General features: G+C 61.1%; 19 protein-coding genes and 2 pseudogenes. 13 read left to right on the top strand and 8 right to left on the bottom strand.

Annotated features, from left to right (window positions below; translation table 11 throughout):
* Positions 1–478: pseudogene (locus AACY45_RS13500) on the bottom strand (hypothetical protein); the annotation flags it as partial.
* A 236-nt stretch (positions 479–714) separates the two neighbouring features.
* Between AACY45_RS13500 and AACY45_RS13495 the strand changes: the two are divergent.
* The 6 genes from AACY45_RS13495 (at position 715) to AACY45_RS13470 (ending at position 6848) form a co-directional block, all read left to right on the top strand.
* Positions 715–1356 carry a DUF1345 domain-containing protein gene (locus AACY45_RS13495; RefSeq protein WP_339545941.1) on the top strand — a complete coding sequence of 214 codons (642 nt, stop codon included), beginning with the start codon at positions 715–717 and terminating at the stop codon, positions 1354–1356.
* A gap of 144 nt (positions 1357–1500) precedes the next feature.
* Positions 1501–2550, top strand: a complete 1050-nt coding sequence (locus tag AACY45_RS13490) for a LacI family DNA-binding transcriptional regulator (protein ID WP_339545940.1) — start codon at positions 1501–1503, stop codon at positions 2548–2550.
* Positions 2551–2657: 107 nt separating this feature from the next.
* On the top strand, positions 2658–3440 hold the full coding sequence (locus AACY45_RS13485) for a sugar phosphate isomerase/epimerase family protein (protein WP_339545939.1): 783 nt from the start codon (positions 2658–2660) through the stop codon (positions 3438–3440).
* The gene (locus AACY45_RS13480; protein WP_445261184.1) at positions 3433–4434 is read left to right on the top strand and encodes a sugar kinase; all 1002 of its coding nucleotides are present in this window, start codon (positions 3433–3435) and stop codon (positions 4432–4434) included. Before AACY45_RS13485 ends, AACY45_RS13480 begins: the two co-directional genes overlap by 8 nt.
* A 99-nt stretch (positions 4435–4533) precedes the next feature.
* Positions 4534–5835, top strand: coding sequence for an MFS transporter (locus AACY45_RS13475; protein WP_339545938.1), 1302 nt, complete (start codon positions 4534–4536; stop codon positions 5833–5835).
* Positions 5836–5855: 20 nt separating this feature from the next.
* A complete protein-coding gene (locus AACY45_RS13470; RefSeq protein WP_339545937.1) occupies positions 5856–6848 on the top strand; it encodes a 2-hydroxyacid dehydrogenase in 993 nt (330 codons plus the stop codon).
* Between the two features lie 34 nt (positions 6849–6882).
* On the opposite strand, the pseudogene AACY45_RS13465 reads toward AACY45_RS13470, so the two are convergent.
* Positions 6883–7332, bottom strand: a pseudogene (locus tag AACY45_RS13465) (glycerate kinase); the annotation flags it as partial.
* On the opposite strand from AACY45_RS13465, the gene AACY45_RS13460 reads away from it, so the two are divergent.
* Together AACY45_RS13460 and rarD are read left to right on the top strand one after the other, a co-directional pair.
* Positions 7330–8283 carry an aldo/keto reductase gene (locus tag AACY45_RS13460; RefSeq protein WP_339545936.1) on the top strand — a complete coding sequence of 318 codons (954 nt, stop codon included), beginning with the start codon at positions 7330–7332 and terminating at the stop codon, positions 8281–8283. The pseudogene AACY45_RS13465 and the gene AACY45_RS13460 sit on opposite strands and share 3 nt — an antisense overlap.
* 75 nt (positions 8284–8358) lie before the next feature.
* Positions 8359–9240 carry an EamA family transporter RarD gene (gene rarD / locus AACY45_RS13455; protein WP_339545935.1) on the top strand — a complete coding sequence of 294 codons (882 nt, stop codon included), beginning with the start codon at positions 8359–8361 and terminating at the stop codon, positions 9238–9240.
* Positions 9241–9301: 61 nt separating this feature from the next.
* Here the strand turns inward: rarD and hppD are convergent, their stop codons facing one another.
* Positions 9302–10378 (bottom strand): 4-hydroxyphenylpyruvate dioxygenase, encoded by a 1077-nt coding sequence (gene hppD / locus AACY45_RS13450; protein ID WP_339545934.1) that lies wholly within the window; start codon positions 10376–10378, stop codon positions 9302–9304.
* A gap of 531 nt (positions 10379–10909) precedes the next feature.
* Between hppD and AACY45_RS13445 the strand changes: the two genes are divergently transcribed.
* Together AACY45_RS13445 and AACY45_RS13440 are read left to right on the top strand one after the other, a co-directional pair.
* Complete coding sequence (locus tag AACY45_RS13445; RefSeq protein WP_339545933.1) at positions 10910–12454, top strand: EAL domain-containing protein; 1545 nt, start codon at positions 10910–10912, stop codon at positions 12452–12454.
* Between the two features lie 222 nt (positions 12455–12676).
* On the top strand, positions 12677–13039 hold the full coding sequence (locus tag AACY45_RS13440) for a histone-like nucleoid-structuring protein, MvaT/MvaU family (RefSeq protein ID WP_339545932.1): 363 nt from the start codon (positions 12677–12679) through the stop codon (positions 13037–13039).
* 200 nt (positions 13040–13239) lie between these two features.
* Here AACY45_RS13440 and AACY45_RS13435 read toward each other — a convergent pair whose 3' ends face one another.
* Positions 13240–13776, bottom strand: coding sequence for a DUF4946 domain-containing protein (locus tag AACY45_RS13435; protein ID WP_339545931.1), 537 nt, complete (start codon positions 13774–13776; stop codon positions 13240–13242).
* A 197-nt stretch (positions 13777–13973) separates the two neighbouring features.
* Between AACY45_RS13435 and gloA the strand changes: the two genes are divergently transcribed.
* The gene (gene gloA, locus AACY45_RS13430; RefSeq protein WP_339545930.1) at positions 13974–14501 is read left to right on the top strand and encodes a lactoylglutathione lyase; all 528 of its coding nucleotides are present in this window, start codon (positions 13974–13976) and stop codon (positions 14499–14501) included.
* A gap of 38 nt (positions 14502–14539) precedes the next feature.
* Here gloA and ahpF read toward each other — a convergent pair whose 3' ends face one another.
* Positions 14540–16102: an alkyl hydroperoxide reductase subunit F gene (gene ahpF / locus AACY45_RS13425; RefSeq protein WP_339545929.1), complete on the bottom strand. Its 1563-nt coding sequence runs from the start codon at positions 16100–16102 to the stop codon at positions 14540–14542.
* Positions 16103–16221: 119 nt separating this feature from the next.
* Entirely contained in the window at positions 16222–16785 is a 564-nt protein-coding gene (ahpC, locus tag AACY45_RS13420) for an alkyl hydroperoxide reductase subunit C (RefSeq protein ID WP_095168453.1), read from the bottom strand.
* Positions 16786–17055: 270 nt separating this feature from the next.
* Here ahpC and AACY45_RS13415 point away from each other — a divergent pair, with 270 nt between their 5' ends.
* On the top strand, positions 17056–18090 hold the full coding sequence (locus tag AACY45_RS13415; protein WP_339545928.1) for a DNA-binding protein: 1035 nt from the start codon (positions 17056–17058) through the stop codon (positions 18088–18090).
* Here AACY45_RS13415 and gorA read toward each other — a convergent pair.
* Positions 18087–19445: a glutathione-disulfide reductase gene (gene gorA / locus AACY45_RS13410; RefSeq protein ID WP_339545927.1), complete on the bottom strand. Its 1359-nt coding sequence runs from the start codon at positions 19443–19445 to the stop codon at positions 18087–18089. The genes AACY45_RS13415 and gorA overlap by 4 nt on opposite strands.
* A 129-nt stretch (positions 19446–19574) precedes the next feature.
* Complete coding sequence (gene galU / locus AACY45_RS13405) at positions 19575–20414, bottom strand: UTP--glucose-1-phosphate uridylyltransferase GalU (RefSeq protein ID WP_095108460.1); 840 nt, start codon at positions 20412–20414, stop codon at positions 19575–19577.
* A gap of 211 nt (positions 20415–20625) precedes the next feature.
* Here galU and AACY45_RS13400 point away from each other — a divergent pair, with 211 nt between their 5' ends.
* A complete protein-coding gene (locus AACY45_RS13400) occupies positions 20626–20814 on the top strand; it encodes a hypothetical protein (protein ID WP_159995516.1) in 189 nt (62 codons plus the stop codon).
* Positions 20815–20904: the final 90 nt, after the last annotated feature.

Raw genomic sequence — 20904 nt, 5'->3', positions numbered from 1 at the left:
CGCCGGCGATGATATGGGGCGGGAGACGCATGATCAGCTTGGAGTGCCCCGGCGTGTCGTTGTCGTCCTTGCCCCCGGGGCGGGTGAGCTTGACCAGCACCTTCATCACGTCGGAAGGCTCGGGGAGACCCTGGTCCTCCCGCCTCACGGTGTAGAACACATCAAAACTGCCCGCGCGGATACGCTTCGCGTCGATGAACAGGCGCAACTCGGTATCGACCTCAGGCAGGTCCACGGTCTTGTGCAGCACCTCGTTATTGTTGCCCCAGAAAATCACCAACCGGTCCCCACGTCCCATGGTGCCCCATGGACCGGCCAGGCACTGCAGGCCGTGGCGGGGGAAGTTGTCCAGCACCGCGGCAATGTTCAGGCCCCAGACGTTCGGGTTGGTGGAGACTGGATCCTTGGTGCGGCCGGGAATACCCAGCTCGCGCAGGACCTGGATGTCGTGCTCGGGAGGTACTAAGGAGGAAGGCATGGGCGGGACTCCTGTCGTGGGGGAAGGCGACGGAGTTATTTAAGGGCGCAAATGAAGGTGTTGGCTACTGTCAGAACTTACAGGTAGGAGTGGGTTTTCGATGAGTGGTAGCAGCGCCATCCTTAGTCCTTGGAGCAGCCCAAATAGCTTCAACAGCCAGGTTGTCATCGAGCCACGTGGTCACACTTGATTGGCCTGAGCTAAGGTATCCCCACACCCTGACCCATCGAGCTCATATGCCCCACCTCCTGCGCACCCACCCTCGCCTCACCGCTGCCGCCGTGCTGGGTGTGGCGGTGGGGATCCTGGCACCGGCCGACTCTGTGGTCAGCAAAATCCTCATTGGCTGGAATACCGGGGTCTGGACGTACCTGGCGTTGATGCTGTGGCTGACCGTGCGTTCCCGGGCCGATGAGGTCAAGCGCATTGCCGAGGCCGAAGATGAAAATGCCGGACTGGTGCTGCTGATGGTGTGCATCGCCGCCATCGCCAGCCTGGCCGCCATCACGTTCGAGCTGGCCGGGATCGGCGACCAGGGCGCCACCCACACGCTGCTGCGCTACGGTTTTACCGGCTTGACCGTGATCGGCTCCTGGCTGCTGATCGGCACGATCTTCAGCGTGCACTATGCCCGGCTGTTCTACACCTGGGAGGGCAAGGAACCGCCGCTGCGCTTCGCCGAGGGCCTGAAAACGCCCGACTATTGGGACTTCCTGTATTTTTCCTTCACCATCGGGGTGGCCGTGCAAACCGCCGATGTCGGGGTCGCCAGCCGCCAATTGCGCAAGATCGTGCTCGGGCAGTCGCTGATCGGTTTTGTGTTCAATACGGCGATCCTGGGCTTCTCGATCAACATCGCCGCGGGATTGTTCGGCTGAGTGCCGCCTCCTGGGAGGATGTTTTTCAGGTTTGCCGCATGCCCCCTCTTGACGACCTGAGTACTTCTGGTGTCTCCTGAAACCGGTTTCAGTGAAGGCTCGTCTTCGCTGCTGCCGATAATTCCAACAATAAGGTCGTGCTCCGTGAACAGTTTTTCTGCCGCCCAACGCAGTCGCGTGACCATGCTGGATGTCGCCGAACGTGCCGGTGTGTCCAAGGCCAGTGTGTCGCGTTTTATTGGTGAGGACCGCGCCCTGCTGTCCGACGCCATTGCCTTGCGCATCGAGCAGGCGATCGACGAACTGGGATACCGTCCAAACCAGATGGCCCGCGGCCTGAAGCGCGGGCGCACCCGCCTGATCGGCATGCTAGTGGCCGATATTCGCAACCCCTATTCGATTGCCGTGATGCATGGCGTGGAAACCGCCTGCCGCCAGCACGGCTACAGCCTGGTGGTGTGCAACACCGACCGCGATGACGAGCAGGAAAGCCAGCACCTGGCAGCCTTGCGCTCGTACAACATCGAAGGCCTGATCGTGAATACCCTGGGGCACCATCCCGAACAGCTACGCGACCTGCACCGGGAAATACCCATGGTGCTGGTGGATCGCAAGGTCGAGCACCTGCACAGCGACCTGGTCGGCCTGGACAACCCCGCCGCCGTCCACACCGCCCTGGAGCATCTGCAGGAGCAGGGTTATCGCCAGGTGCTGCTGGTCAGCGAACCCTATGACGGCACCAGTTCGCGGATCGAGCGGGTCAGCAGCTTCAGCGCGCAAATCGCCCGCCGCACGGCTTTGTCGGGGGCGGTGGTGGAGACCGGCAGCGAGCTGACCGCGCGTATCCAGGCCTTCCTCGCCGACGCCCCTGGCGTACCTAAAGCTCTGTTCTGTGCCAACGGCATTGCCGCCCTGGCAGCAACCCGTGCCCTGCGCGAACTGGGGTGCGACTTGTTCACCGACGTCGGCCTGATCGCCCTCGATGACCTGGACTGGTTCCCCCTGGTGGGCAGCGGCATCACCGCCCTCGCCCAACCGACCGAAGCCATTGGCGCGAGCGCGTTCGACTGCCTGCTCAAGCGCTTGCGCGGCGACGACGGTCCCGTGCGGACCCTGGATTACCCGGCGCAGTTGATTGTGCGCGGGTCGACGCAATTACCCCATTCACGACGCGCCTCAAGCACCAACGACTGATCCGTATAGGCGGCTGCTGCACAACCGCACGCCGCCTGCGGCAGCGGCTAGCGATGTGTGCAGATTTTTTTGAACAAAAATGAAACCGGTTTCAGAGGTCAATAACAATGAATACATCACCTGTTTCCATCAGTTTGTCCAGCTACGGCGCCGACCTGGTTCGCCAGGTTGGCCAACTGGCATTCGTCGAGGTCCTGGCCAAGGCCGGGGCCCAGCGGATCGAGTGGCGCGAAGAATTGCTGACCAGCGAAGACCCGCGGGAACTGGCCCAGGCCATCGAACAACAGGGGCTTGAGGCGGTGTTTTCCTCGCCGCTGGAACTGTGGGTCGCCGGTCGCTCGCAGCCCAACCCGTTGCTGGCCGCCACCCTGAAACGCGCCCACAGCTTTGGCGCCCGGTGGCTCAAGGTGTCCCTGGGTTACTTCACCGACAACAACGACCTGCACAGCCTGGCCGCGTGCCTGGCCGAGCATTCGGTGCAGTTGCTGGTGGAAAACGACCAGACCCTGCACGGCGGGCGCATCGAGCCGTTCCAGCGGTTTTTCGCGCAGGTGGAGCACCACGGGTTGCCGGTGCGGATGACCTTCGATATCGGCAACTGGTTATGGCAGGACCAGAGCGCCGCCACCGCTGCGCGCCTGTTGGGCCGGCATGTCGCCTATGTGCATTGCAAGGCGGTGACCCGCCGCGCCGACAGCAAGCTGGTGGCGATCCCGCCGGCTGCCGACGACCTGCAGCAGTGGGAGCAGCTGCTGCAGCACATGGCACCGGGCATCTCCCGCGCCGCCGAATACCCGTTGCAGGCCGATGACCTGCAGCAACTGACCACCGAGCACGTGGCCGTCCTCGCCCGCCTGGGCCAGCCACGCCTGGAGCACGCCCATGTCTGAGATCGATATCCTGTCGTTTGGCGAAACCATGGCCATGCTGGTCGCCGAGCAAACCGGCGACCTGGCCCAGGTCGCGAACTTTCACAAACGCATTGCCGGGGCCGACAGCAATGTCGCCATCGGCCTGTCTCGCCTGGGGTTCAACGTGGCCTGGCTGAGCCGGGTCGGCGCCGACTCCCTGGGACGTTTTGTCCTCGACACCCTGCAACAGGAAGGCCTGGATTGCTCCCAGGTCGAAGTGGATCCGTTGCACCCCACCGGCTTTCAGTTCAAGTCCCGCGAGGACGCCGGCGCCGATCCCCAGGTGGAGTACTTCCGCAAGGGTTCGGCGGCCAGTCATCTGTCGCCCCAGGCAATCCACCCGCAGTTGCTGCAAGCCCGGCACCTGCATGCCACCGGTATTCCGCCGGCGCTGTCGGCCACGGCCCACGAGCTGTCCCTGGCGCTGATGACGCAAATGCGCGCCGCCGGCCGCACGGTCTCGTTCGACCCCAACCTGCGCCCGGCGCTGTGGGCCAGCGAGCAGCAGATGATCACCGAGATCAACCGCCTGGCCGCCCTCGCCCACTGGGTGTTGCCGGGCTTGAGCGAAGGCCGCCTGCTGACCGGCTTCGACGACCCGGCGGACATCGCCGCGTTCTATCTGGACCAGGGCGCCCAGGTCGTGGCGATCAAGCTCGGCGCCCACGGTGCCTACTACCGCACGGCGCTGGACCAGGGATTTGTCGCCGCCGTGCCGGTGGCCCAGGTGGTCGACACCGTCGGTGCCGGTGATGGTTTTGCCGTGGGCCTGATCAGCGCATTGCTCGAATGCCACGACGTCAGCGACGCGGTGCAACGCGCCAACTGGATTGGCAGCCGCGCGGTGCAGAGCCGTGGCGACATGGAGGGGTTGCCGACCCGATCCGAAATGGTCACCGAATTTGAGGCCGCCATCGCGAGCAAGCGGAGCGCCGCCCGGCTCGCTCCCACACTGGAGCGTATTCCAATGTAATCCCCCTGTGGGAGCGAGCGTGCTCGCGATGAGGCCCGCCCAGTCACTGAAGATTCCGATACCTGCTGCGACAAAAACAACAAGCTCAGGAGCACTACCATGCAAACGCCCAAACTCGCCGCCCGCCGTTGGTGGTACATCATGCCCATCGTCTTTATCACCTATAGCCTGGCGTACCTGGACCGCGCCAACTACGGTTTTGCCGCAGCCTCGGGAATGGCCGAGGACCTGATGATCACCCCGGGGTTGTCGTCCCTGCTCGGCGCGCTGTTTTTCCTCGGTTACTTTTTCTTCCAGATTCCCGGGGCGATCTACGCGCAAAAACACAGCGTGAAGAAGCTGATTTTCGTCAGCCTGATTCTCTGGGGCAGCCTGGCGACCTTGACCGGGGTCGTCTCCAACGCCTACTGGCTGATCGTCATTCGCTTCATGCTCGGGGTGGTCGAAGCCGCCGTGATGCCGGCGATGCTGGTGTACCTGTGTCACTGGTTCACCCGTGCCGAACGCTCGCGCGCCAACACCTTCCTGATCCTCGGCAACCCGGTGACCATGCTCTGGATGTCGGTGGTGTCCGGCTACCTGGTGCAGCACTACAGCTGGCGCTGGATGTTCATCATCGAAGGTCTGCCGGCCGTGCTCTGGGCCTTTATCTGGTGGCGCCTGGCCGATGACCGTCCGGCCCAGGCCAAGTGGCTCAACGACCAGGAAAAGCACGACCTGGAAAGCGCCCTGGCCGCCGAACAGGTGGGCATCAAGGCGGTGAAGAACTACGCCGAAGCCTTCCGCTCGCCGAAAGTGATCATCCTCGCCCTGCAGTTCTTTTGCTGGAGCATTGGGGTCTACGGCTTTGTGCTGTGGCTGCCATCGATCCTCAAGGCTGGCGCGCAGATGGACATGATCGAGGCCGGCTGGTTGTCGGCGCTGCCCTACCTGGCGGCGGTGATCGGCATGCTGCTGGTGTCCTGGGGCTCGGACAAACTGCAAAAGCGCAAACGCTTCGTCTGGCCGCCGCTGCTGATTGCCTCGGTGGCGTTCTACGGCTCCTACGCCCTGGGTGCCGAGCATTTCTGGTGGTCCTATACCTTGCTGGTGATCGCCGGCGCGTGCATGTACGCCCCCTACGGACCGTTCTTTGCGATCGTTCCGGAAATTCTCCCGGCCAACGTTGCCGGTGGCGCCATGGCGTTGATCAACAGCATGGGGGCCCTGGGTTCGTTTGGCGGTTCCTATCTGGTCGGCTACCTGAACAGCTCCACCGGCTCGCCCGGCGCGTCGTACCTGTTGATGAGTGGTGCGTTGCTGCTGTCCGTGGTGCTGACACTCTGCCTCAAGCCCGGCGCCAGCGACCGCTCGCCATCCCAGCAGGCCGCGAACAAACCGCTGCTGGCGACCCACTCCTGAATTGAATGGAAGGTGACTCCATGAACAAGCACATTGTGCTCTACAAAAAACTCTCGCCCGCGCTGATGACGCGCTTGCAGGAACGGGCGCAGGTGACCCTGATCGACAAGCTCGACAGCGACGGCCTGCAACGCTTGCGCGCGGCCTTGCCCAGTGCCCATGGCCTGTTGGGCGCGAGCCTGCGCCTGGACGCCCGGTTGCTTGACCTGGCACCGCACCTGGAAGCCGTGGCCAGCGTCTCGGTGGGGGTCGACAACTACGACATCGATTACCTGAGCGGGCGCAATATTCTGCTGAGCAATACCCCGGACGTGCTGACCGAAACCACCGCCGACACTGGGTTTGCGCTGATCCTGGCCAGCGCACGGCGGGTGGTGGAACTGGCCAACCTGGTGCGCGCCGGCCAGTGGAACCAGAACATCGGGCCGCTACATTTTGGCAGCGATGTGCATGGCAAGACCCTCGGTATCATCGGCATGGGACGCATCGGCGAGGCGCTGGCACAGCGTGGGCATTTCGGTTTCGGGATGCCGGTGATCTACCACAGCAACAGCGCCAAACCGGCTGTGGAGCAACGTTTCAATGCCCAGTACCGGAGCCTGCCGCAGTTGTTGCAGGAAGCCGATTTCATCTGCCTGACCCTCCCCCTGACCGCGCAGACCGAAGGCCTGATCGGCGCCCGGGAGTTCGCCCTGATGCGCCCGGAGAGTATTTTCATCAATATCTCCCGGGGCAAGGTGGTCGACGAGTCGGCCCTGATCGCAGCCCTGCAGCAACAGCAGATCCGCGGGGCGGGGCTGGACGTGTTCGAGCGCGAACCGCTGGAACATGACTCGCCGCTGCTGCAACTGAACAATGTGGTGGCGACCCCGCACATCGGCTCGGCCACCCATGAAACCCGCGAGGCCATGGCCCGTTGCGCCGTGGACAACCTGCTGGCGGCGCTGGCCGGCGAGCGGCCACCGAACCTGGTCAATCACCCGGTGTGGCAACAACGGCTGGCGAGCGCCTGACCCAACGCGGCGCACGCCGAACCTGAGTGCGGGTTCAGGCCCTGGCGTTCGCCAGGCGCCAGACCCGCGCGATATCCCGCGCACGCTCGCGCAGCAATTGCGGCGCCTGGGCGCAGGCCTGGGCCAGGCTCAGGGGGCCGGCCGGCAAGGCAAACGCGGCATCGACACCGTGCTCATACATCTGCTCATAACCTTCCCCAAGGGTCCCGGCCAACACAATCACTGGCACCTGGTGCTCGCGGGCAATTCGCGCCACGCCAAAGGGGGTTTTGCCGCGCAGGGTCTGGGAGTCAAACCGTCCTTCCCCGGTGATCAGCAGATCGGCACCGCGAACCGCTTCTGCCAGCCCCACCAGTTCGGCCACCACCTCCACCCCAGGGCGAAACTGCGCGTTGAGGAACGCCTTGGCGGCAAACCCCAGGCCACCGGCGGCACCGCTGCCGGGTTCATCGCGCAGGTCCCGCTCCAGTACCTGGGCACCATGATGTTTGGCGAGCAGACCAGCACCGAAGACGCGTTGCGAATCATCGACAAGGCCTGGGACCAGGGCATCAATTTCATCGACACCGCCGACGTCTACACCCAGGGTCGCTCCGAGGAAATCGTCGGCGAGGCGATCGCCGGCAACCGGCATGAATGGGTGGTGGCGTCCAAGGTCGGGTTCGGCCCGGTGGACGGCCTGCCCAATCGCAGCGGCCTGAGCCGCAAGCACATTTTCAACGGGATCGATGCCAGCCTGACCCGCCTGGACACCGACTACCTGGACATCTATTACCTGCACCGCGAAGACCACAACACCCCACTGCACGTCACGGTGTCGGCCATGGGCGACCTGATTCGCCAGGGCAAGATCCGTTACTGGGGCCTGTCCAATTATCGTGGCTGGCGGATTGCCGAGGTGATTCGCGTGGCCGAGCAACTGGGCGTTGACCGGCCGGTGATCAGCCAACCGCTGTACAACATCGTCAACCGCCAGGCCGAAACCGAACAGATCACCGCCGCCAATGCCTACGGCCTTGGCGTGGTGCCCTACAGCCCGCTGGCCCGTGGCGTGCTCAGCGGCAAGTACGCCCCCGACATTCGCCCCGACGCCAACAGCCGCGCCGGTCGCCAGGACAAACGTATCCTGGAGACCGAATGGCGGGTCGAGTCGCTGCGCATCGCCCAGCAGATCCAGGCCTACACCCAGCAGCGTGGAGTCGGCATGGTCGAGTTCGCCATTGCCTGGGTGCTGAACAACGCGGCGGTCGCCTCGGCCATCGTCGGCCCACGCACCGAGGAACAGTGGGATGCCTACACCAAGGCGCAAGAGGTGAAGATCAGCGCCGAGGATGAAGCCTTCATCGATTCACTGGTGACACCGGGGCATGCCTCGACACCGGGGTTCAACGATGTGAGCCATTTTGTCTCGGGGCGCAAGGCGCTGCTTAGTTGAAGCCATTGGAACGATGTTCGTTGCTCAAACCACGTATCCTTCCCCTCTGTTTATGCTCAGTGTCGCGAGGACAGCTTGTCTAAAGGAATTGCTTTATCGGTATCGGCTTCGGTGCTGTTCGCCGTCATGTACTTCTACACCTCACTGCTGTCGCCACTGGACGGTGTGGAAATTTTCGGCTGGCGCATGCTACTGACCGTGCCGTGCATGACGGTGTTCATGCTGGTGTCCGGTGAGTGGCAACGGGTGCTGGAGATCCTGCGGCGGCTGGCGGCCAAACCGCGGCTGGTCGGCGGCTTGCTGGTGTCCTCTGCCCTGCTCGGCGTGCAGTTGTGGCTGTTCATGTGGGCACCGTTGAATGGCCATAGCCTGGATGTGTCCCTGGGGTATTTCCTGCTGCCACTGACCATGGTACTGACCGGGCGCATTGTCTACGGCGAGCGCCTGTCGTACCTGCAGAAGATTGCCGCGAGCCTGGCGACCCTGGGCGTGCTCAATGAGCTGTACCAGGTGGGCAGTTTTTCCTGGGCGACCTTGCTGGTTGCCATCGGTTACCCGACTTACTTCGTGCTGCGCCGACGCCTGGCGGCCGACAACCTCGGCGGCCTGTGGCTGGACATGGCGCTGCTGCTGCCGGTGGCGTACGGGTTCGTGCACAACGGCGCCCAAGGCTTCGGCGTGTTCGACCAGCACCCCTGGCTGACGTTGCTGATTCCCGTGCTCGGGGTCATCAGTGCCTCGGCCCTGGTGGTCTACATCATCGCCAGCCGTCTACTGCCGTTCAGCCTGTTCGGGCTGCTCAGTTATGTCGAGCCGGTGCTGTTGCTGGGGGTGGCGCTGCTGCTGGGGGAAAGCATCAAGGCGGGGGAATGGCTGACCTACATCCCGATCTGGCTGGCGGTGCTGGTCTTGGTGTTCGAGGGTTTCAAGCACCTGATGCGCCAACGTAGACCTTAAGCACACGCAAAACAACGGTGGGAGCAAGTTGGCTCCCACAGTTTTTTATCGGTGTAACGGCTTAGTCGGTGGTCAATACACCACGACGCACCTGATCACGCTCGATCGACTCGAACAGTGCCTTGAAGTTACCTTCACCAAAACCATCGTCGCCTTTACGCTGGATGAATTCGAAGAACACCGGGCCCATCAGGGTTTCCGAGAAGATCTGCAGCAGCAGGCGCTTGTCACCAGCGTCGGATGAACCGTCCAGCAGGATCCCGCGGGCCTGCAACTCGCCTACCGGCTCGCCGTGGTTTGGCAGACGGCCTTCGAGCATTTCGTAGTAGGTGTCTGGCGGCGCGGTCATGAAGCGCATGCCGATGCTTTTCAGGTGATCCCAGGTCTTGATCAGGTCGTCGGCCAGGAACGCAACGTGCTGGATGCCCTCGCCGTTGAACTGCATCAGGAACTCTTCGATCTGCCCGGCCCCCTTGGACGACTCTTCGTTCAGCGGGATGCGGATCATGCCATCGGGTGCGGTCATGGCCTTGGAGGTCAGGCCGGTGTATTCGCCCTTGATGTCGAAGTAACGGATTTCGCGGAAGTTGAACAGCTTCTCGTAGAAGTTCGCCCAGTAGGCCATGCGACCGCGGTACACGTTGTGGGTCAGGTGGTCGATAATCTTCAGGCCGGCACCCACCGGGTTGCGGTCGACACCTTCGATGAACACGAAGTCGATGTCGTAGATCGAGTTGCCTTCACCAAAACGGTCGATCAGGTACAGCGGCGCGCCGCCGATGCCCTTGATGGCCGGCAGGTTCAGTTCCATGGGACCGGTCTCGATGTGGATCGGCTGGGCGCCGAGTTCCAGGGCGCGGTTGTAGGCCAGTTGCGAATCCTTGACGCGGAACGCCATGCCACACACCGACGGACCGTGTTCGGCGGCGAAATACGAGGCCACGCTGTTGGGTTCGTTGTTGAGGATCAGGTTGATCGCACCCTGGCGATACAGGTGCACGTTCTTGGAGCGGTGGGTCGCGACCTTGGTGAAGCCCATGATCTCGAAGATCGGCTCAAGGGTGTTCGGGGTTGGCGATGCGAATTCGATGAACTCGAAGCCCATCAGGCCCATTGGGTTTTCGTATAAATCTGCCATGGTTGACGCCTCATCATGCTTTTATTAATTAACGGATCGTTAGTCGTGAGCACTGCTGAGACGCGCGGGTGGCGCGCAGGAGATGCCTCGCACACTGCGGGCGAGAAAATCACCGTAGATCAATTGGAACCCAAATATCTTCATGGTCGACCCAAGGCTTTTGTGGGCGAGGCTTCTGCTGCCAGAAGACTTATTCTTATATGCGTAAACCGATTCTACACAGCGTAAAACATTTTGTCCGCCTTCTCTATAAAATCCGCCTTTTTCCCGTCGCTGCAAAGGCTTTGTTGCACAGGTACCGTGTGCCCGTGATCTGTTTGCCCAGCAGAAAGCGGCTTGGCGGTTCTGGGCCAACGTCAATGCTCGCCCGCGACCCTGGCGTTCATCAAACGGGCAACGCAGTTGCCCTTGAGTTGAGCTGCACATTCGCCCAGTGCCATCTATCATCCCCGGTATGCAATCTCTTCATGGACGGCAAGGCGTTGCCGCACCTGCATTTGAGAGCCCACCCCACCGTCCCAGGTTTCCCGAATGCCATTGACCTTAAAACGCCGGCGTAAAAGCGCCTACCGCAACGCCATCACCGTGCTGGCGGCCCTGGTGCCTGTGGTACTGGGCGGCGTCATTTTGCACATGCAAGCCGAACGCCGGCTTGGCCAAAGCACACACCAGACCGCCGAAGAAGCGGTGCGCCAGTTTGATTTGATGCTCGACAACACAGCTCAGGCCGCCCAGCTCCTGCTGCCGCTGGCCGGACAACCCTGCGCGGACGTCAAGCTGGCCCTGCGTGAACAAGTGACCCGCCGGCCCTTCGTGCGCTCGACCAACCTGGTATGGGACAACACCCTGTACTGCAGCTCGTTGTTTGGCGAGTTCGAGGAGAAAGTCGACCCGGGCGAGTACACCCAGGGCAAGTTGTGGTTGATGAACGGCAATCCGGTAACGCCCAACACCGCTCTGCTGGTGTACCGTCAGAGTGACGGCCGGCAAGGGGCGTTGACCACACTCGACGGCTACCACCTGAGCAATGTGCTGCGCCTGATCGGGCGCCAGACCCTGTTGCTGCTGCAGGTCGGTGACAATTGGTTGTCGGCCGACGGCCAGGTCCATCAGGGCGCACTGCCAGAACTGCCAGTGGCGCACAATTACCTGGAATCGTCACGTTATGCCTTTAAGGTGGAGGCCGGACTCCCCGAGGGGGAAACCTGGCGCTACATGGTCAGCGAGTACCCGCCGCTGTTCAGCCTGCTGATTTTTTTTGGCGCCATCGCCGGTACCCTTGTCCACTGGCTGCAAAAACGCTCGACATCGCCCAGCCTGGAATTGCAGCGGGCCATGGAAGCCAGGGAGTTTGTGCCCTACTTTCAACCGGTGGTCCATGGTGACAGCAAACGCTGGGCCGGCACCGAGGTGCTGATGCGCTGGAACCACCCCAAGGATGGCCTGGTACGCCCGGACTTGTTCATTCCGTTTGCCGAGCACTCAGGCCTGATCGTGCCGATGACGCGCTCATTGATGCAGCAGACCGCCGCGTTGCTCGGCCCGCACGTCCGTCATTTCGCCGAACGTTTTCATATCGGGATCAACATCACCGCCAGCCATTGCCAGGACCTTGACCTGGTGGCTGACTGCCGCGAGTTCCTGGCGGCCTTCCCACCCGGCAAAGTCGCGCTGGTCCTGGAACTGACCGAGCGCGAGCTGATCGAACCCACGGCCATCACCCATCAACTGTTTGAACAGTTGCATGACCTGGGGGTGATGATCGCCATCGATGATTTTGGTACCGGTCACTCCAGCCTGGGTTACTTGCGCCAGTTCAATGTGGACTTCCTCAAGATCGACCAGAGTTTTGTGGCAATGATCGGCGTGGACGCCCTGTCGCGGCATATTCTGGACAGCATCATCGAACTCTCCGGCAAACTCGACTTGGGGATCGTCGCCGAAGGGGTCGAAACACTTGAACAGAGTGAGTATCTTGCGCGCCACGGGGTGAACTTCCTGCAGGGCTACCTGTATGGCCGACCGATGCCCGCTGGCGATTTCATTATCGAACTGAACAAACAAAACGCCCTGTAAAAACCATTACTGAGGTTTCAGCGCACCAAATGGCATCAAACAACGGGGCTGTGTTACATAAAGAAAAAGACATGATTTACTCGGAGTGAATTAACTACTACAATTTTTCCTGCCTGCGCAAGATCGCCAGGTGCGCCACTCTCACCGAGTCGCTTCAAGGCTTTTGGCTTATAGCTTTGTTTGCGGTTGGTCTCAGCCAAACACACTATTGGAGTAAAGATATTGTCCAGACTCGCTGAATTTCGTGCAGCTGAAAAGGCCCTTCAAGAGCAGCTTGCGCAGCTGGAATCACTGAAAAACGACGCCGGGCTGAAGAAAGAAATCGAATTCGAAGAAAAGCTCCAGAGCCTGATGAAAACCTACGGCAAGAGCCTGCGCGACATTATCGCCATCCTCGACCCCAACCCCAAGGCCAGCCAGCAGCCAGCCGCGGCGCCCAAGACCCGCCGCGCCCGCGTGGTCAAGGTGTACCAGAACCCGCACACTGGCGAGCTGATCGAAACCAAAGGCGGCAATCATCGCGGCCTGAAAGCCTGGAAGGAACAATACGGCGCCAGCACCGTTGATGCCTGGCTGCGTGCTTGAGGCTCGTGAAGCCCACCCTGAAAAAGCCCTGCCAAAAGCAGGGCTTTTTTATGCCACACGGATTTTCAAGTAACGATGCTCGCCGATCACGCAGAAAAATCCGCTAACTACCATGGACCGGCGCTATTAACTTTGTAGTTAGTCCTTCCCGCTAAAGAACTGGCCTCACGCCATTGCCTCGTGGGAACTGCAATCTGGAACTAAAGTTTCAAACTTTCGCGCACCGCCTGTATTTCTTTCTGACTTGCTGCGTACGCCTGGGCTTGTCCGGCGTAGGAAAATACATAGGCTTTATCGGCCTCTACCGCGGCCACTAGTGTTTGCGACAACACATGACGTCCGTTCTGGGTAATGGTACAGGTGGTTTCCAGGGCAGCCAGGCGACTCAATGTAGTGGAATGAATCTTGTTGCACACACTCTGGTAGCCGCCCTTAAAGAAGTCTTTCTGGATCGACTTGCGCATTTCCAGCAGCACCCCCTGCAAGTTGACGACATGCCCGGCCTCAACCTGGCTCATGGTCAACTCCATGACCAACATCGGCTCACCGTTTTCATCGTTTTTCACCGCGCGCTGGCGGGAAACCTTGGCCGAGGCCTCGCCCGGCGCGGCCTCTGGCTCCACGGCCTGCACCTGCCAGCCACTGGGCCAGGTTACCTCGGCAAGCAGGGGCTGCGCGCCAGCGGCGGTGGCGAATAGACTGGATAACAGCAACAGGGATAGAAAGATTCGGATCATCAGGCAAGACACTGGCGGGGAAAGACACAAAGTCTGAGCCCAGCCACGCTCGCAGGCAATAGCCGGAGCTTTGTGCATTGGCCCGGCCCCGCCCCTTGCGTATCATTGGCCCCTTGCAAGGGAGCCACGAGCACCGCAAGCCCAAGGACTGCTCCATCGGCTGGAGCGTCGTTTGCCCCACTTTTTCCGGAGGGCCCATGAGCCTGCACGATCTGAACACCTTCCCCGGCGTCACTGCCCAACCTGACACTGCCACCCAGCAATTTGTGTTCAACCACACCATGCTGCGGGTCAAGGACATCACCAAATCCCTGGATTTCTACACGCGCATCCTCGGCTTCAGCCTGGTGGAAAAACGCGACTTCCCGGAAGCCGAGTTCAGCTTGTACTTCCTGGCCCTGGTAGACAAAAACCAGATCCCGGCCGACGCAGCAGCTCGTACCGAGTGGATGTCGTCGATCCCGGGGATTCTCGAACTGACCCACAACCACGGCACCGAGAACGACCCGGACTTCGCCTACCACAACGGCAACACCGACCCGCGCGGTTTTGGCCACATCTGCATTTCGGTGCCGGACATCCGCGCTGCCTGCGAGCGCTTCGAAGCCTTGGGTTGTGATTTCCAGAAACGCCTGAATGACGGCCGCATGAAGAGCCTGGCCTTCATCAAGGACCCGGATGCCTATTGGGTCGAAATCATCCAGCCAGCCCCACTGCTGGCGTAGGAGCAAGCTCAGGCTCGCTCCCACAAAACGGGGGCGGCCTAAGCCGGGGCCGAGGTGCGGATCAAGTGGTCGAAGGCGCTTAACGAAGCCTTGGCACCCTCGCCTACCGCAATCACGATCTGCTTGTACGGCACGGTAGTCACGTCACCGGCGGCAAAGACCCCAGGAATCGAGGTTTCACCGCGATTATCAACGATGATCTCGCCTCGTGGCGACAGCTCGACAGTGCCTTTGAGCCAATCGGTGTTGGGCAGCAGACCGATCTGCACGAAGATGCCTTCGAGTTCGACACTCAGGGTCTCACCGGACTGACGATCCTTGTAGCGCAAGCCGTTGACCTTCTGGCCGTCGCCGGTGACTTCAGTGGTTTGCGCACGGGTGATCACGGTGACGTTCGGCAGGCTGTGCAACTTGCGCTGCAAGACCGCATCGGCGCGCAGTTGCACATCGAACTCCAGCAGCGTCACGTGGGCAACGATCCCTGCCAGGTCAATGGCTGCCTCGACCCCGGAGTTGCCGCCACCGATCACCGCCACACGCTTGCCCTTGAACAAGGGGCCGTCACAGTGCGGGCAGTAGGCCACGCCCTTGTTGCGGTATTGCTGCTCACCCGGCACGTTCATTTCGCGCCAGCGGGCACCGGTGGCCAGAATCACAGTCTTGGCCTTGAGGGTGGCACCACTGGCGAATTTGACCTGGTGTGGTTCGCCGTTCTGGCCTGGCACCAGGGCATCGGCCCGCTGCAGGTTCATGATGTCGACGTCGTACTGCTTGACGTGTTCTTCCAAGGCTACCGCCAGCTTTGGCCCTTCGGTTTCCTGCACGGAGATGAAGTTCTCGATGGCCATGGTGTCCAGCACCTGGCCGCCGAAGCGCTCGGCAGCAACGCCGGTGCGGATGCCTTTACGGGCCGCGTAGATGGCAGCCGACGCACCGGCCGGGCCACCGCCCACCACCAACACGTCAAAGGTTGGCTTGGCGCTGATTTTCTCGGCCTGGCGTTCGATGCCACTGGTGTCGATTTTCGCGAGGATTTCTTCCAGGCCCATGCGGCCCTGACCGAAGTTCACGCCATTGAGGTAAACGCTGGGCACGGCCATGATCTGGCGCTCGTCGACTTCGGCCTGGAACAGCGCGCCGTCGATGGCGACGTGATGAACATTGGGGTTGAGCACTGCCATCAGGTTCAACGCCTGGACCACGTCCGGGCAGTTCTGGCAGGACAGCGAGAAGTAGGTCTCGAAGTGGAACTCGCCCTTGAGCGAGCGGATCTGTTCGATCACTTCGGCACTGGCCTTCGAGGGGTGGCCGCCGACCTGCAGCAGGGCCAGCACCAGGGAGGTAAATTCGTGGCCCATCGGGATGCCGGCGAAACGCAGGCTGATATCGGCCCCTGGGCGGTTGATCGAGAACGATGGCGTGCGGGCATCGGCACCGTTGTCAAGCAAGGTAATCTGGGTAGAAAGACTGGCAACGTCTTGCAGCAGTGCGAGCATTTCCTGGGATTTCGCACCGTCATCGAGGGAGGCAACGATCTCGATCGGCTGGGTGACCCGTTCCAGGTATGACTTCAACTGGGCTTTAAGATTGGCGTCCAACATACGGGCGATCTCCTGTGTTCAATTCTAAAAAACGCCCGAGCGAATCTCGCCCGGGCGTCTTGAGGGCAGTGCAGCTGACTTAGGTGCGGCGTACCGCCGTGATGTCGCGAGTCACTGACTCAGATCTTGCCGACCAGGTCCAGGGACGGTGCCAGGGTGGCCTCGCCTTCTTTCCACTTGGCTGGGCAGACTTGGCCCGGGTGAGCGGCAACGTACTGGGCAGCCTTGATTTTGCGCAGCAGCTCGGAAGCGTCACGACCTACACCGCCATCGTTGAGCTCGACGATTTTGATCTGGCCTTCAGGGTTGATCACGAAGGTGCCACGGTCTGCCAGGCCAGCTTCTTCGATCAGTACGTCGAAGTTGCGAGAGATGACGTGGGTCGGGTCGCCGATCATGGTGTACTGGATCTTGCCGATGGCTGGCGAAGTGTTGTGCCAGGCTGCGTGGGCAAAGTGGGTGTCGGTGGAGACGCTGTAGATCTCGACGCCCAGTTTCTGGAATTCGGCGTAGTTGTCGGCCAGGTCTTCCAGCTCGGTTGGGCAAACGAAGGTGAAGTCAGCGGGGTAGAAGAATACGACAGACCATTTGCCTTTCAGGTCGGCGTCCGACACTTGTACGAAATCGCCATTTTTGTAAGCGGTAGCGGTGAAGGGTTTAACTTGGCTGTTGATGATAGGCATCGTTGACTCTCCGTCAGGGTTGAAAAGTTGATGGGGTGAATCCTACCCAACCGATCACCTGATGGCTCATTGGCAAACCTGATGCTGTTCATTGGCTTTCGCTATTAGCCTACACTCTTAATAGAAGAAAACCGTCTCAGCAACCCAACGCCCCGCCCCCTTCTCGACCCGCGTCGCCCACGGCTTGTGGCTGCTATTAGGGGCTAGGCCGCGTGATACACTCGCCCCCATACAAAGTACGTACTACATTACGCAATGGCAGGAGAAAACATGGCTCGGGGCGGTATAAACAAGGCTGTAGTGCAGGCGGCACGCCTGGCGATCCTGGCGCGAGGTGACAACCCCAGCATTGATGCAGTACGTATCGAGATGGGCAACACCGGTTCGAAAACCACCATTCATCGCTACCTCAAGGAGCTGGACGACGAGGTTGCGGCCCGCCAGAGTGAGCCCCAGGAACAGATCGATGACGAACTGACCGGGTTGGTGGCACGCCTGGCGCAACGCCTGAGGGAACAGGGCCAGGCGCGCATTGACCAGGCCCAGGAAGGTTTCGAGCACGCGCGCAAGGCGCTGGAAAGCCAATTGACCGAAGCCCTGCAACTGCAGGCACAACTGACCCACCAGTTGCAGACCCAGGGCGCGACGCTGGCCCGCGAATCTGCGGCCTTGCAAGAGACTCGCGCGTTGCTGCAGGGCGAACAGACCCGCAATGCCGGGTTGAGTCAGGCACTCAATGATTTTGAACTGCGCTTGAACGACAAGGATGAGCAGATCCGCTCACTGGAAGAAAAACACCTGCACGCCCGCGACGCCCTGGAGCATTATCGCGAGGCCATCAAGGACCAGCGCGAGCAGGAGCAACGGCGCCATGAAGGCCAGGTGCAGCAGATCCAGATGGAATTGCGCCAGGCCCAGCAAAGCGCCATGGTCCGCCAGGACGAGATCACCCAGCTCAACCGCGATAACGAACGCCTGCTGACCGAGAACCGCGGCACGGTGCGTGAACTGCACCTGTTGCAGGATCAGCTCAAGCACAGCGAGACCCGCCAGGCCCAAGCCCAGGAGCAGATCCGCCGCAATGACGCCGAAGCCACCCTGTTGCAGGAACGTCTGCGGGTGGCGGTGCTGGAAAGCACCAGCGCCAAGCAGGCAGCCGCCGAGCAACTGCAAGCCAATGTGGAGTTGGAGCTGCGGGCCGCCAGCGCCGAAGCCAGCCTGCAGGCACTGCACCTGGCAGTGGCCAAGCAAGCTGCGCCGGACCCAGTCCCGGCCCCGGCTCCAACGCAGGCGGAAAAACCTTAACCGGCCACTGGTGTGCGCATGGTGACGAACTCTTCGGCGGCCGTCGGGTGCACGCCGATGGTTTCGTCGAAGTCACGCTTGGTGGCGCCGGCCTTCAAGGCAATGGCCAGGCCCTGGACGATTTCACCCGCCTCCGGGCCGACCATGTGGCAACCCAGGACCTTGTCGGTCTTGGCGTCGACCACCAGTTTCATCAGCGTGCGCTCCTGACATTCGGTCAGGGTCAGCTTCATCGGCCGGAACCGGCTTTCGAAAATCTGCACCTCATGACCTGCCTCGCGGGCCTGCTCTTCCGTGAGGCCCACAGTGCCGATGTTCGGCAAGCTGAACACGGCGGTCGGGATCATCTGGTAGTCCACCAGGCGATACTGCTCGGGCTTGAACAGACGACGGGCTACGGCCATGCCCTCGGCCAGGGCCACCGGCGTCAGTTGCACGCGACCGATGACATCGCCAATCGCCAGGATCGACGGCTCGGCGGTCTGGTACAGCTCATCGACCTCGACGAAGCCTTTCTGGTCGAGCTTGACCGCGGTATGTTCCAGCCCCAGGTTGTCCAGCATCGGACGCCGTCCGGTGGCGTAGAACACACAATCGGTTTCCAGCTTGCGCCCATCCTTGAGTGTCACGTTCAGGCTGCCATCGGCTTTGCGGTCGATGCGCTCGATGTCGGCATTGAACTGCAGGTCCATACCGCGCTTGGTCAGTTCCTCCTGCAAGTGCTTGCGCACCGCACCGTCGAAGCCGCGCAGGAACAGGTCACCGCGATACAGCAAGGAAGTCGTCGCGCCCAGGCCATGGAAGATCCCGGCGAACTCAACGGCGATGTAGCCACCACCCACCACCAGCACGCGCTTGGGCAGGGTCTTGAGGAAAAACGCTTCGTTGGAACTGATGGCGTGCTCGGCTCCCGGAATCTGCGGGATCTGCGGCCAGCCACCCGTCGCGATCAGGATATGTTTAGCGCTGAAGCGCTCGCCGTTGATCTCCACGGTGTGGGGCGCGACGATCCGGGCGTGGCCCTCATGCAGGGTCACCCCGCTGTTGACCAGCAGATTGCGATAGATGCCGTTGAGACGGTTGATCTCGCGGTCCTTGTTGGCAATCAGCGTCGCCCAATCGAACTGCGCCTCGTCCAGGCTCCAACCGAAGCCCGCCGCTTGCTCGAAGTCTTCGGCAAAGTGCGCGCCGTACACCAGCAACTTCTTCGGCACACACCCCACGTTGACGCAGGTCCCGCCCAGGTACCGGCTCTCGGCCACGCCGACTTTCGCACCAAAACCGGCGGCGAAGCGTGCCGCACGTACACCGCCGGAACCGGCGCCAATCACATACAAGTCAAAATCGTAGGCCATTTCTATCTCCTCGGCAGGCCACCAGCATACCCGCTGGCGCCGTGCGGGTCAGCGCCGCGAACAATACGGGTTTGAAAAATGAAAAAGCCACCCGAAGGTGGCTTTTCAGAACAGGACGTCCAGGCGTTATCAGTACGCCTTGCCCGTCTTGTAGAAGTGCTCGAAGCAGAAGTTGGTGGCTTCGATGTAGCCTTCGGCGCCGCCGCAGTCAAAACGAGTGCCCTTGAACTTGTAAGCAATCACGCATCCATCTTGCGCCTGCTTCATCAGCGCGTCGGTGATCTGGATCTCGCCACCCTTGCCCGGCTCGGTTTCTTCGATCAGCTTGAAGATGTCCGGGGTCAGGATGTAGCGACCGATGATGGCCAGGTTGGACGGTGCATCTTCTGGTTTTGGTTTTTCTACCATGTTGCGCACGCGGTACAGGTCGTCACCGATCAGGTCACCGGCGATCACCCCGTACTTGTGGGTTTCCTGCGGGTCGACTTCCTGGATCGCGACGATGGTGCAGCGATACTGCTTGTACAGTTTGACCATCTGGGTCAGGACGCCGTCGCCTTCCAGGTTGACGCACAAGTCGTCCGCCAGCACCACGGCAAAGGGTTCGTCGCCGATCAACGGACGACCGGTGAGGATCGCGTGACCCAGGCCCTTCATTTCGGTCTGACGGGTGTAGGAGAACGAGCACTCGTCGAGCAGTTTACGGATACCGACCAGGTACTTCTCTTTGTCAGTGCCCTTGATCTGGTTTTCCAACTCGTAGCTGATGTCGAAGTGGTCTTCCAGGGCGCGTTTGCCGCGACCGGTGACGATGGAGATTTCAGTCAGGCCAGCGTCCAATGCTTCTTCGACGCCGTACTGGATCAGTGGCTTGTTCACCACCGGCAGCATTTCTTTAGGCATGGCCTTCGTCGCTGGCAGGAAGCGAGTACCGTAACCGGCTGCTGGGAACAAGCATTTCTTGATCATAAAAGTCCTTGAAAGGGCTGTGTGTACGAGTTTCGGCGCAGTCTAATCAGGCGGCGTGCACCTTACAATGCCCCGCACTGGCTAACCGATGCCATCATAGAGAAATAATTTTAACGATAGTTCCGCAAAGGCTTCACTTTAGACCAGGGAAGACCCCCAGGCACATTTACAGCTATCATTGCGCGATTGAACCAGCCAACGAGGCAGATAGATGTCGGCAGCAAAAAGCGTGAACGGTTACCTGATCAACAAGGCCAAAGACGGTCAATGGTGGGTCGACAGCGCCGGTGGCGAAAATATCGCCGGGCCTTTCCCCACTGAAGCCATGGCCATCGAAGTGGCGTCGGTGCTGCAAGATACTCCGCCCGCTCCCAAGCGTCGCGGGGCCAAGCCCGAATAAGGTGCCTGGTCAAACAGCCCTGCCCTGAGCAGGGCTTTTTTGTGTTTGTCTGTACCGAAATGGCCATTCGCTATAACCTCTCGCTACGAG

This window comes from Pseudomonas sp. RA_35y_Pfl2_P32 (assembly GCF_963970735.1).
Lineage (GTDB): Bacteria > Pseudomonadota > Gammaproteobacteria > Pseudomonadales > Pseudomonadaceae > Aquipseudomonas.
The sequence above is the reverse complement of the archived record's forward strand: the minus strand, read 5'-3'. Positions and strand labels throughout refer to the sequence as shown.